Origin of the sequence: Cellulomonas iranensis NBRC 101100 = JCM 18110, assembly GCF_001552375.1 — a bacterium.
Lineage (GTDB): Bacteria > Actinomycetota > Actinomycetes > Actinomycetales > Cellulomonadaceae > Cellulomonas > Cellulomonas iranensis.
This window is the reverse complement of the sequence record NZ_BCRB01000049.1, coordinates 16,464-28,541: the sequence shown is the minus strand read 5'-3', so window position 1 is coordinate 28,541 and position 12,078 is coordinate 16,464. Positions and strand designations below refer to the sequence as shown.

Annotated in this window: 12 protein-coding genes; 6 read left to right on the top strand and 6 right to left on the bottom strand. The window is 74.3% G+C overall.

Annotated elements, in window-relative coordinates:
- Positions 1–101 precede the first annotated feature (101 nt).
- The 4 genes from CS2_RS11410 to pknB are packed head-to-tail and all read left to right on the top strand — an operon-like array spanning position 102 to position 6,461.
- Positions 102–1,682 (top strand): FtsW/RodA/SpoVE family cell cycle protein, encoded by a 1,581-nt coding sequence (locus CS2_RS11410; RefSeq protein ID WP_070320082.1) that lies wholly within the window; start codon positions 102–104, stop codon positions 1,680–1,682.
- Positions 1,679–3,130 (top strand): peptidoglycan D,D-transpeptidase FtsI family protein, encoded by a 1,452-nt coding sequence (locus CS2_RS11405; protein ID WP_070320081.1) that lies wholly within the window; start codon positions 1,679–1,681, stop codon positions 3,128–3,130. Before CS2_RS11410 ends, CS2_RS11405 begins: the two co-directional genes overlap by 4 nt.
- Entirely contained in the window at positions 3,127–4,452 is a 1,326-nt protein-coding gene (locus CS2_RS11400; RefSeq protein ID WP_070320080.1) for a serine/threonine-protein kinase, read from the top strand. The genes CS2_RS11405 and CS2_RS11400 overlap by 4 nt, the downstream gene beginning before the upstream one ends.
- Positions 4,452–6,461: a Stk1 family PASTA domain-containing Ser/Thr kinase gene (gene pknB, locus CS2_RS11395; protein ID WP_070320079.1), complete on the top strand. Its 2,010-nt coding sequence runs from the start codon at positions 4,452–4,454 to the stop codon at positions 6,459–6,461. Before CS2_RS11400 ends, pknB begins: the two co-directional genes overlap by 1 nt.
- A gap of 63 nt (positions 6,462–6,524) precedes the next feature.
- Here the strand turns inward: pknB and CS2_RS11390 are convergent, their stop codons facing one another.
- Genes CS2_RS11390 through CS2_RS11380 form a run of 4 tightly spaced genes read right to left on the bottom strand, consistent with a single transcriptional unit; the run spans position 6,525 to position 8,980 of the window.
- A complete protein-coding gene (locus CS2_RS11390) occupies positions 6,525–7,148 on the bottom strand; it encodes an aminodeoxychorismate/anthranilate synthase component II (protein ID WP_070320078.1) in 624 nt (207 codons plus the stop codon).
- The gene (locus CS2_RS18840) at positions 7,145–7,309 is read right to left on the bottom strand and encodes a hypothetical protein (RefSeq protein WP_156442110.1); all 165 of its coding nucleotides are present in this window, start codon (positions 7,307–7,309) and stop codon (positions 7,145–7,147) included. Before CS2_RS18840 ends, CS2_RS11390 begins: the two co-directional genes overlap by 4 nt.
- A gap of 43 nt (positions 7,310–7,352) precedes the next feature.
- Positions 7,353–8,123 carry a class E sortase gene (locus CS2_RS11385; protein WP_070320077.1) on the bottom strand — a complete coding sequence of 257 codons (771 nt, stop codon included), beginning with the start codon at positions 8,121–8,123 and terminating at the stop codon, positions 7,353–7,355.
- Positions 8,120–8,980, bottom strand: a complete 861-nt coding sequence (locus tag CS2_RS11380) for a DUF881 domain-containing protein (RefSeq protein WP_233421154.1) — start codon at positions 8,978–8,980, stop codon at positions 8,120–8,122. Before CS2_RS11380 ends, CS2_RS11385 begins: the two co-directional genes overlap by 4 nt.
- Positions 8,981–9,174: 194 nt before the next feature.
- On the opposite strand from CS2_RS11380, the gene CS2_RS11375 reads away from it, so the two are divergent.
- Positions 9,175–9,426 carry a cell division protein CrgA gene (locus CS2_RS11375; protein ID WP_046529694.1) on the top strand — a complete coding sequence of 84 codons (252 nt, stop codon included), beginning with the start codon at positions 9,175–9,177 and terminating at the stop codon, positions 9,424–9,426.
- Between the two features lie 166 nt (positions 9,427–9,592).
- Here CS2_RS11375 and CS2_RS11370 read toward each other — a convergent pair whose 3' ends face one another.
- Both CS2_RS11370 and CS2_RS11365 read right to left on the bottom strand, forming a co-directional pair.
- Positions 9,593–10,465 (bottom strand): rhomboid family intramembrane serine protease, encoded by an 873-nt coding sequence (locus tag CS2_RS11370; protein WP_046530972.1) that lies wholly within the window; start codon positions 10,463–10,465, stop codon positions 9,593–9,595.
- Positions 10,466–10,496: 31 nt separating this feature from the next.
- Entirely contained in the window at positions 10,497–11,036 is a 540-nt protein-coding gene (locus CS2_RS11365) for a peptidylprolyl isomerase (protein WP_070320076.1), read from the bottom strand.
- A gap of 158 nt (positions 11,037–11,194) precedes the next feature.
- Between CS2_RS11365 and CS2_RS11360 the strand changes: the two genes are divergently transcribed.
- Positions 11,195–12,058, top strand: coding sequence for a hypothetical protein (locus CS2_RS11360; RefSeq protein WP_070320075.1), 864 nt, complete (start codon positions 11,195–11,197; stop codon positions 12,056–12,058).
- Positions 12,059–12,078 lie beyond the last annotated feature (20 nt).

Genomic DNA, 12,078 nt, shown 5'->3' with positions numbered 1-12,078 from the left:
CCGCCCGCCGACCCGGAGCCGGCCGCCGGCGACGCGGCCGCGGGCGACGCGACCGCGGCGGCCCCGGCGACGGGCCCCGGACCGGCCGCCGCGGCGCTGTGATGGCCAGCGTCCAGCCCCACCGGGTCCGTCCCGGTCGCGGGACCGAGCTGCTCCTGCTCGTCCCCGCCCTGGTCATCGGCATCGCCGGCTACGTGCTGGCCGGTCTCGGCGCGACCGGCTCCGTGCCGCCGCACGCCATGACGTACGCGGTCGGGACGACCGTGCTCGCGTTCGCCGTGCACGTCGTGCTGCGCATCCGCGCGCCCTACGCCGACCCCGTGATCCTGCCCGTGGTGGTCGCCCTCAACGGCATCGGCCTGGCGATGATCTACCGCATCTCGATCGCCTACGCGGCACGCGGGCGCGCCGACGCGAACATCGCCGACCGGCAGCTCGCCTGGACCGCCGTCTCCGTGGTGCTCGCGATCGTCGTGCTGCTGGTGCTGCGCGACCACCGCACGCTGCGCCGCTACACGTACACGGCCATGGTCGTCGGTCTCGTGCTCATCCTGCTGCCGCTCGTGCCCGGTCTCGGCCAGACCATCAACGGCGCGCGCATCTGGGTGCGCGTCGGCCCCGTCGGCATGCAGCCCGCCGAGTTCGCGAAGATCGCCCTCGCGGTGTTCTTCGCCGGGTACCTCGTGACGCACCGCGACACGCTCGCGCTGGCCGGCAAGCGGGTCCTGGGCCTGCAGCTGCCGCGTGCGCGGGACCTCGGGCCGATCCTCGTGGTGTGGGCGGCCTCGCTCGCGGTGCTCGTGCTGCAGCGTGACCTCGGGACGTCGCTGCTGTTCTTCGGCCTGTTCGTCGCGGTGCTGTACCTCGCGACCGAGCGCACGTCGTGGATCGTCATCGGCCTCACGCTGTTCGCCGGCGGCGCGGCCGTCGCGGCCGCCACGTTCAGCCACGTCGCGGCGCGCTTCGACGTCTGGCTGCACGCGCTCGACAACGACGTGTTCAGCCGCCAGTACGGCGGCTCCGGCCAGCTCGTGTACGGCCTGTTCGGCATGGCCAACGGCGGGCTGTTCGGCACCGGCCTGGGCCAGGGACGGCCCGACCTCGTGCCGTTCGCGTACTCCGACTTCATCGTCGCGGCGCTCGGCGAGGAGCTCGGGCTCACCGGGCTCGTGGCGATCCTCCTGCTGTACACCGTGCTCGTCGAGCGCGGCCTGCGCATCGCGATCGGCGTCCGCGACGGCTTCGGCAAGCTCCTCGCGGGCGGCCTGTCGTTCGTCGTCGCGGTGCAGCTCTTCGTCGTCGTCGGCGGCGTGACCCGCCTGATCCCGCTGACGGGCCTCACCACGCCGTTCCTCGCCTACGGCGGCTCGTCGCTCGTGGCCAACTGGATGATCGCGGCGCTGCTGCTGCGCATCTCCGACGAGGCACGACGCCCCGTCCCCGCGGTGCGGACGATCGCGACGCCCGACGTGGGCGTGCCGCTCCCGCCGATCGGCGACGCACGCCCGGTGGGCGGTCGGCGCAGCACGGGGCGCACCGGGACGCCCGCCGGCGGGACGCCCGCCGCACCGACCGGCACCGCCCCGGTGCGCACGTCCGGACCGGGGCGCACCGCCGACGCCCACGAGGGCCCCGACCCCGACGACAACCCGACCGAGCGACTGGGAGGTGACCTGCGGTGAACACCCCGCTGCGCCGCCTCGCGACCCTCACGCTCGTCATGTTCGTGGCGCTCATGGGCGCCGCCACCTGGGTGCAGTTCTTCCAGGCGGAGTCGCTGAACACCGACAACCGCAACGTGCGCGGGCTGTACCGCGAGCACGGCAACGCGCGCGGCCCGATCGTGGCCGGCGGCGTCGCGATCGCGTCCTCGGTGCCCGTCGACGACCCGTTCGGCTACCAGCGCACCTACGCCGACGGCGACCTGTACTCGGCGGTGACGGGCTTCTACTCGATCGCGAACGGCCGCACCCAGCTCGAGGAGGCCGAGAACCCGCAGCTCACCGGTCGGTCCGACCAGCTGTTCTTCAGCCGCATCCGCGACCTGCTGACGGGCCGCCGTCCCGAGGGCGCCGCGGTCGAGACGACGATCCTGCCCGCCGCGCAGCAGGCCGCGCGAGCCGCGCTCGGCGACCAGGACGGCGCCGTCGTCGCGATCGAGCCGACCACCGGCCGGATCCTCGCGCTCGTCTCGACCCCCGGGTTCGACCCCAACGCGCTGGCCGTGCACTCCACGAGCGAGGCGGCCGCCGCGTACCGCGCGCTCGAGGGCGAGCCCGGCAACCCGCTGCGGTCGAACGCGACCCAGGAGCGCTACGCGCCCGGCTCGACGTTCAAGCTGGTCACGGCGGCGGCCGCGCTCGAGTCGGGCTCCTACACGGCGGACACGCCCGTGCCGTCCCCGGTCGAGTACACGCCGCCGCAGACGTCGCGGCCCATCACGAACTTCGGCGGCGGCAGCTGCGGGGGCGACCAGGTCTCGCTCGCGGACGCGCTGCGGATCTCGTGCAACACGGCGTTCGCCGAGCTCGGCGTGACGCTGGGCGAGGACGCGCTGCGCGAGCAGTCGGCGCGCTTCGGCTTCGACGACCCCGACCTGGAGGTGCCGCTGCGGGTCACGCGCTCGGTGTTCCCCACCGACCTCGACCCGCCGGCCCTCGCGCAGACGGCCATCGGGCAGCGCGACGTGCAGGCGTCGCCGCTGCAGATGGCGATGGTCGCGTCGGCCATCGCCAACGACGGGCGGCTCATGAAGCCGTACCTCGTCGACACCGTGCGCTCGGCCGACCTCACGGTCGTGTCGCAGAACGAGCCCGAGGAGTACTCCCAGGCGGTCTCCGCCGGGACCGCCGACCAGCTCACGCGGATGATGGTCGGCGTCGTCGACTCCGGCACGGGACGCGCCGCGCAGATCCCCGGCGTGCAGGTCGCCGGCAAGACCGGCACCGCGCAGACGCTCGAGGGCCAGCCGCCGCACGCGTGGTTCACGGCCTTCGCCCCCGCCGACGCGCCCCGCGTGGCCGTCGCGGTGATCGTCGAGAACGGCGGGTCGCTCGGCAACGAGGCGACCGGCGGCGGCGTGGCCGCGCCCGTCGCGAAGGCCGTCATCGAGGCGGTGCTGGGCTCATGAGGACCGCACCGGGTGTCGCGCTCGGCGGTGGCCGCTACCGGCTGCTGCGCCGCATCGCCGTCGGCGGCATGGGCGAGGTCTGGGAGGCGAACGACGACGCGCTCGCCCGCGCGGTCGCCGTCAAGGTGCTGCGCGCCGAGTTCGCCGGCGACGCCGGGTTCCTCGAGCGCTTCCGCACCGAGGCCCGCAACTCCGCGTCCCTGCACCACCCGCACATCGCGGCGCTGTTCGACTACGGCGAGCAGGACGGCTCGGCGTACCTCGTGATGGAGCTCGTCGTCGGCGAGCCGCTGTCCGACCTGCTCGAGCGCGAGCCCGTGCTGGCGCCCCAGCGCCTGCTGCCCGTGCTCGCGCAGACCGCCCGCGGGCTGCACGCCGCTCACCTCGCAGGCGTCGTGCACCGCGACGTCAAGCCCGGGAACATCCTGCTCGCCCGCTCGGGCAAGGTGAAGATCACCGACTTCGGCGTCTCGCTGGCCTCCAACCAGAAGACGATGACCGCGACCGGCATGGTCATGGGCACGGCGCAGTACCTGTCCCCCGAGCAGGCCGTCGGACGCCCCGCCACACCCCTGTCCGACCTGTACTCGCTCGGCGTCGTCGCCTACGAGGCGCTGGCGGGCAAGCGTCCCTTCACGGGCCCGACCGCGGTCGACATCGCGGTCGCGCACGTCAACGACCCGGTGCCGCCGCTGCCCGCGGCCGTCGACCGCAAGCTCGCGGCGCTCGTGCTGCGGCTGCTGTCGAAGGAGCCGTCCGAGCGACCCGCGTCGGGCGAGGAGCTCGCGGCGCTGCTCGACCAGCTCGTGCCCCGGACGCCGCCCTCGGGCGTCGCCGTGCTGGTCAGCAAGCCGACGCGCGCCCGCGACGAGCACCGCACGAACGCACGGTCGTCCTCCGCGGCCCCCGAGCGCACGCACCCCGGCGGCGCGTCGGCGGCGCCGCCGTCCTACGCACCGTCCCGCCGGGACCGCGGCGCACGCGCCGCCGCTCCCGACGACCGGCGGCGACGCAGCCGGCACGAGGCTCCCGCCGCCCGTCCGCTCGACGGCGTGCTCGCGTGGGTGCGCCGCCTGCGCCTGCCGCTGGTCGTGCTCGTCCTCGTGCTGGTGGCGCTGCTCGGCGCGGCGCTGGCCGACCGGCTGCTCGGCGCCGCGCCCGCCGAGCCCGCCTGGTCCACGACGACGGACCAGTACCCTCGTGGCGGCGGACCGGGTGGGATGATCGCCGCAGTGCAGCAGGGGGGCGGCGCGGCCGGCCCGGCAGACGGGACTCGGGCAGCGGCCCACGACCCGCGATCGACGGAAGTGAAGGACGCCTAGTGGTGGACGACGGATCCCGCATCCTTGCCGGCCGGTACGAGGTCGGTGAGCTCATCGGCCGCGGCGGCATGGCCGAGGTGCACATCGGGCACGACAACCGCCTGGGACGCACGGTCGCGATCAAGATCCTGCGCTCCGACCTCGCACGCGACCCGTCGTTCCAGAACCGCTTCCGGCGGGAGGCGCAGTCGGCGGCCGCGCTCAACCACCCGGCGATCGTCGCGGTGTACGACACCGGCGAGGACGTCTTCACCGAGCCCACCGGCACGGTCGCGCACGTCCCGTTCATCGTCATGGAGTACGTCGAGGGGCACACGGTCCGCGACATCCTGCGCGACGGCCACGCCGTGCCCATCGACGAGGCCGTCGAGATCACGGCGGGCGTGCTGTCGGCGCTCGAGTACTCGCACCACGCGGGCATCGTGCACCGCGACATCAAGCCCGCGAACGTCATGATCACGCCCACCGGTGCCGTCAAGGTCATGGACTTCGGCATCGCCCGCGCCGTCGCGGACTCCGCGGCGACCATGACGCAGACGCAGGCCGTGATCGGCACCGCGCAGTACCTCTCGCCCGAGCAGGCGCGCGGCGAGCAGGTCGACGCGCGCTCCGACCTGTACTCGACCGGGTGCCTGCTGTTCGAGCTGCTCACCGGGCGGCCGCCGTTCGTCGGCGACTCGCCCGTGGCCGTCGCCTACCAGCACGTGCGGGAGAACCCGCCCGTGCCGAGCTCGATCGCGAGCGACGTCCCCGAGACGCTCGACCGCATCACGCTCAAGGCCCTCGCGAAGGAGCGCGACGCGCGCTACTCGTCGGCCGCGGAGTTCCGTGCGGACCTCGACGCGGTGCTGCGGGGCGGGCACGTCGGCGCACCCGCCGTCGGCGCCGCGATGGCCGCCGTCCCGGCGGCCGACGCCACGCAGGTCATGACGCCGCCGGTCGCGGCGACGCAGGCCATGCCGCCCGCCACCGGCGGCGCGCCCTGGGGGCCCACCGGCCTCGTGGCCACCCCGCAGGACCAGGACGGGCAGGAGGACGAGGAGAAGAAGCGTCCCTGGCTGATCTGGGTGCTGGCCGCGGTCGCGCTGCTCGCGGTCGGCGGGATCGTCTGGGCGATCATCGCCAACTCGTCGCCGCCCCCGGAGACCACGGTCGAGGTCCCCGACGTCGCCGGCATGTCGCAGGAGCAGGCGCTGCAGACGATCCGCGACGCCGACCTCACGCCGCAGCCGGCGCAGGAGGCCAGCGACCAGTACCCGTCCGGGCAGGCGACCCGCACGGACCCCGCGGCGAAGACGAAGGTCGACAAGGAGACGACGGTCACCGTCTACATCTCCACCGGACCGGCCGAGGTCACCGTGCCCGACGTGTCAGGGATGACCGAGGCGCAGGCCGTCGCCGAGATCGAGAAGGCCGGCCTGACCGTCGACCCCACCCGGCAGCGCGAGGACGTGCCGACGCAGCCGAAGGACCGTGTCACCAAGACCGACCCGGCGGCGGACACCCCCGTCTCGTCGGGTTCGGTCGTCGTGCTCTACCTCGCGTCGGGCAACGTGGTGGTCCCGAACGTCACCGGGCAGAACGCCGAGGTCGCGACCCAGACGCTCGGCGACCTGGGCCTGCGGGTCAACACCAGCGAGGTCGAGTCCGACCAGCCCGAGGGCACGGTCGTGCAGCAGTCCCGCGCGGAGGGCGACATCATCCCGCAGGGCACGGTCGTGAACCTGGGGATCGCCGTCCCGGCGTCGACCGCGACCGTCCCGAGCAACCTGCGCGGGATGACGTACGACGCCGCGGTGCAGGCGCTCAACGCCGCCGGGCTGACGAACGTCGCCCGGGAGGACGTCGCGTCCGACGAGCCCGAGGGGACCGTCGTGTCCTCCGACCCGAACGGCGGGACCGAGGTGGCGAAGGAGCAGCGCGTCACGCTCCGGGTCTCGCGCGGACCGCAGCAGGGCGGCGGTGGGGGCGGCAACCAGCCCACCCCCTCGCCGACGCCGACGGACTGACGCCGCACGCGCACGACGACGCCCCCCGACCGGAACGGGTCGGGGAGCGTCGTCCGTCGCTGCCTAGAGCCGCACGAGCGGGTGCAGCCCCGCGGACCGCTCGACCGCGTCGCCGGAGCCGCAGACCTGCAGCCAGTTCGCGAGCAGGCGGTGCCCGCCCTCGGTGAGCACGGACTCGGGGTGGAACTGCACGCCGTGCAGCGGCAGGTCGCGGTGCTGGAGCCCCATGACGATGCCGTTGGTGCGCGCGGTCACGACCAGCTCGTCGGAGAACGTGCCGTCCACGACCGCGAGCGAGTGGTAGCGCGTCGCGGTGAACGGTGACGGCAGACCCGCGAGGACGCCCTGCCCGTCGTGCTCGACGGGGCTGGTCTTGCCGTGCATGAGCTCGGGCGCGTGCGTGACCGTGCCGCCGAACACCTCGCCGAGCGCCTGGTGCCCCAGGCACACGCCGAGCATCGGGGTGCCCGACGTCGCGCAGTCGCGGATCACCTGGAGGCTCTGGCCGGCGTCGGACGGCGCGCCCGGCCCCGGGGAGACCAGCACCCCGTCGTACCCGGCGCGCTCGGCCGCCGGGGGCACCGCGTCGTTCCGCACGACCTCGGTGGTCGCCCCGAGCTGGTCGAGGTAGCCGACGATCGTGTAGACGAACGAGTCGTAGTTGTCGACGACGAGGATCCGCGTCATCCCTCACCCACCGTGGTCTCGTTGAAGGGCATGTACGGCGCGACGGCCGGGTAGACCCACAGGAAGCACGCGGCCAGCACGCCCGCCGCGAGCAGCAGGGCGATCAGCAGCCGCACGACGGTCGGTCCCGGCAGGTGCCGCCAGAGCCATCCGTACATCATGAGCCTCCCGTGGTGGTCCGCGGCCGCCCGCCCGGCGCCCGGGTCATCCGAGCAGCTCCGCGGGGGTGCCGCTCGACGTCGGCGCCCAGTAGTCGAGCACGCCGTGCACGATGTACCGCTCGCGCGCGGAGAACATCGGGTGGCAGGTCGTGAGGGTGATGTAGCGCTCGGTGGGCTCGACCCCCGGCTCGTTGGGCACGGGTTCGATCACGCGCACGTCGGCGGGCATGACGACCTCGGAGGAGGTCACGCGGTACACGTACCAGGCGTCCGGGGTCCAGACCACGAGCGGGTCGCCGACCTGGAGCTCCTCGATGCGGTTGAACGGCTTGCCGAACGTGACGCGGTGCCCCGCGAGCGCGAAGTTGCCGACGCCGCCGGGCATCGCGGTGCCCTCGTAGTGCCCGATGCCGAGCACGTCGAGCACGGTGGGACGGTCGGTGCCCTGGCTGATGGGCCGCGCGGGCTCGCCCTCCCAGCGCGGCACGGTCAGCGTGGCGAACGAGACGGCGTGCTCCGGCTCGGCGAGCACCGGGGGGTCCTCGGTGCTGGGGTCGGCGACGCCGTCGTCCTGCGAGGTCGCCGGCGTGGGCGCCACGTACCCGAGGTCGCGCACGATCTGCGCCTGCGCGGCGTCACCCTCGACGTCCGTCCACCACAGCTGCCACACGAGGAAGCCGAGGAGCAGCACGCCGACGGTGATGAGCAGCTCGCCGAGCACGCCGATCACGCCGTACACGACGCCGCCACCGCGACGCGCGCGCGGCGGCCGGGCGTGCGCCGCGGGTCGGCCGGGCGTCGTCGCGGCCGTCATCGGGCACCGTCCTCGGGCGTGCGCGCGGCACGGGCCGTCGCGGGCGGCGTCGTGTCGTCCCCGGGCAGGACGTCGACGTCGTCGGGGACCTGCGCCCAGTTCAGCTCCGTCGCACCGGAGTAGGCGGGCAGCTCGAGGCGGTCCTTGCTCTCGACGTGCCAGCCGAGCCCGAGCTCGCCGGACTGCCGGACGTAGGTGCGGACGGCGGGGTCGTCCTCGAGCGCGGCGCGCAGCCGGTCGGGGTCGCCCACGGCGGTGACGACGAACGGCGGCGAGTACATGCGCCCGTGCAGCCGCAGGACGTTGCCCTGGCACTGCACGCCCGTCGTCGCCACCACACGCTGGTCCATGAGGCCCATGGCCTCGGCGCCGCCGGCCCACAGCGCGTTCATGACGGTCTGGATGTCCTCCTGGTGCACCACCAGCAGGTCGGCCCGGACGTCGTCCCGGCGCGTGTCGGCCGGTGCGTCGTCGAGCTGGATCACGAGACCACGGCCCGTCACGGGCGCGGAACCGCCCTCGACCAGCTGCGCCGGGAGCGGCTGGGCCCCGGGGCGCCCCGCGAGCGCGTCCTGCTCGGCCGTGAGCGACTGCACCTGGGCGCGGAGCGTGTCGACCTCGACCGACAGCCGCTCGACGTTCGCGGCCTGCTGCTGCGTGAGCTCGGCGAGGTTCTGCGGGTGGCGCCCGTCGCCCGCGTCGGCGGCGCGCGCGTTGACGGTGAAGAGCAGCCCGGAGAGGCCGAGGACGAGGCCGACGGCGACGGCGCCGCGACGCATCCCGGCGACGCGGGCGCGTGGCGGGGCCGCGATCGTGCGCGCGGTGTCCTGCGCGTCGCTGTGCGCGTCGTGCGTCACGCCCGGCTCCCTCCGCCGTACCCCGCGCACGGGCGGCGGGGCGACGGCACTACGCTAGGTCACGTTCGGCGCCATGCCGACACCGGTCCGCAGGTCGACGACGTCCCGGCACCCGGCCGTCGTCGGGCGCCGACCGTGCCCGTGGCGTCGACGCGCCGCCTGCTCACCGCACCGTCGCAGACAGGAGCCACCCCGTGCCCGAGTCGAAGTCGCGCAAGAAGGCGGCGTACACGCCGCCCCCCACGAAGGCGTCGGCCCCCGCGCCGCTGCCCCGGTGGTTCCTGCCGGTCGCGCTGGGCCTCATGATCCTCGGGCTGGTCTGGCTGGTCGTGACGTACCTGTCGCCGGGTGCCGCGTACCCCGTGCCGGGGATCGGCCAGTGGAACCTGGGCATCGGGTTCGCGATCATCATCGTCGGCTTCGGGATGTTCTCCCGCTGGCGCTGACGGCCCCGACGTCCGCAGTGCTTCCCCGCACGTGACGAGGCTGTGCGCACCCCGGTGCGCACAGCCTCGTCCACATCCGCCGCCGTTCGTCATCCCCAGGCGGTGCACAGAGCTGTGGATAACTACACGCGTGTAATTCCACAGCTGTGAGCAACCCTGGGGGCGGTCACAGCCTCGCCCAGATCGGGTACGCCGAGTAGACCGCCAGCGTCGCCCCGAGCAGCACCGCCGCGACGACCGCGGGGGCGGCCCACCCGACCAGCGCGCGCCGCTCGCGCGGGACGTACGCGAAGGCGGCACCGAGCGCCGCGCCCACGACCAGGCCCCCCAGGTGGGCCTGCCACGCGATCCCGGGCAGCACGAAGCCGAGGACCCCGTTGAGCACGAGGATCCCGATGATCGGCCCGGCGTCCCGACCCAGGCGGCGCATGACGACCAGCACGGCGCCGAACAACCCGAACACCGCGCCCGACGCGCCCACCAGGCCCACGTTCCACCCCCCGACGACCGGGGCGAGCACGACGGCGCCGACCGAGCCGCCGACGGCGCTCAGCAGGTAGAGGGTCGCGAAGCGGGCGCGGCCCAGCGCCTGCTCGAGGTAGGGGCCGACCATCCACAGCGCGATCATGTTGAACAGGATGTGGAAGACCTGGCCCTGCGAGTGCAGGAACGCGGCGGTGAGGAAGCGCCACGGCTCGACCTCGCCGATGCTGGGGCTGAACACCCAGCGCATCGTCCAGCCGGGCACCGTCAGCTGCAGCAGGTACGAGACGACGCACAGGCCGATGAACGTCAGCGTGACGACCGGCCGGCCGCCGCGCACGCGACCGCCGAACACCGTGCGGCCCTCGCGCGACGTGCGCGCGGCCTCGGCGACGCAGTCCACGCAGTGCACGCCGACGGCCGCGGGACGCTGGCACTCGGGGCACGCGGGCCGGCCGCAGCGCTGGCACCGCACGTAGGACACGCGGTCGGGGTGGCGGGGGCACACGGGGGCCCCGGCGCCGCCGTCACCGGGGACGGCGGGCGGCCCCGGCACGGGGCCGCCCGGCACGTGGGGACCGCTGATCTCAGTCCTCCACCGTGATCGACGTGATCGTCACGTCCTGCACGGGGCGGTCGCCCGGGCGCGTCGGCGTCGTCGCGATCGCGTCGACGACCTGGCGGCTCGCGTCGTCCGCGACCTTGCCGAAGATCGTGTGCTTGCCGTTGAGCCACGGGGTCGCGGCGACCGAGATGAAGAACTGCGAGCCGTTGGTGCCGCCGACCTTGCCCGTGACGGGGTCGAGGCGCTTGCCCGCGTTCGCCATGGCGAGCAGGTAGGGCTCCGAGAACGTCAGCTCGGGGTGGATCTCGTCGTCGAACTGGTAGCCGGGGCCGCCGCGGCCGCTGCCGAGCGGGTCGCCGCCCTGGATCATGAAGTCGGGGATCACGCGGTGGAAGATCACGCCGTCGTAGAGCGCGTCGGTGCGCGGGGCGCCGGTGGACGGGTCCGTCCACTCGATCGTGCCCTTGGCCAGCCCGACGAAGTTCTCGACGGTGCGCGGCGCGTGGTTCTCGTACAGCTCGACCCGGATGTCACCGGCGGACGTGTGGATGGTCGCGAACATGGGGCCAGTCTGGCACCCGCCGCCGACGCCGCGCCCGGGCGTGCGCCGCACTTCGCCCCCGGCGAACCACCCCGCTGCACCGGGCGCACGCGCGCGGTCGGTGGCAGAGTGGGAGGTCACAGCGTCGGGACCAGTCGAGACCAGTCCGGGAGTGGCAGATGACCCATCGTCCGAAGATCGACGTCGACACCGAACGACTCAAGGGGCACGCGGCCGACCTCGGCGCGACGCTCGCCGACGGAGCGAAGGACGCGGCCCACCGGGCGTCCGACGCCGCCGGTCAGGCGAAGGAGTGGACGACCCCGCGCGTCGAGGCGTTCGTGGACTGGCTGACGCCGCGCGTCGAGCACCTCTACAAGGAGAGCGTGAAGACCGCCGCGCCCCAGGTCGAGAAGGCCGCCAAGAAGGCGACGCCGGCGATCGACACCGCGCACGACAAGCTCGTCGAGGAGCTGATCCCGAAGCTCGTCGCGGCCGTGAACGACGCCGCGGTGCGCGCGGGGGCTCAGGTCGAGCACGCGGCGGACGTCGCCGCGACGCAGGCCGGCAAGCACTCGAAGAAGGTCGCGAAGGCCGCGAAGAAGGCGGCCAAGGAGGCGGCCAAGGCCGAGAAGGGCCGTTCGGGCGCCAAGGTGCTCTGGACCGTCGCGCTCGTGGCGGGTGCGGGTGCCGCGGCGTTCGCGTGGCTGCGGTCGCGCTCGACGACGGACCCGTGGGCCGAGCCGTGGGAGCCGGCCGACTCGCTCGGCGGCGACTCGCTCAAGGCACGTGCCAACGCGGCCGCGGGCGACCTGCAGGACGCCGTCGGCGACGCGGCGGACGCCGTGGGCGAGGCCGCCGGCTCGGCGGTCGCGAAGGGCCGCGAGGCGAGCCGCAAGGCCGCCGAGGCCGTGTCGCACGCGGCCGAGGAGGTCGGCGAGAAGGCCAAGGAGGCGAAGGACGCCGCGCAGGAGACCGCGCGCAAGGCGACGCGACGCACGGCGCCGAAGACGCCGGACGAGGGCGACACCCCCAGCGCCTGACGTCGCACGCCGTCCCGCGG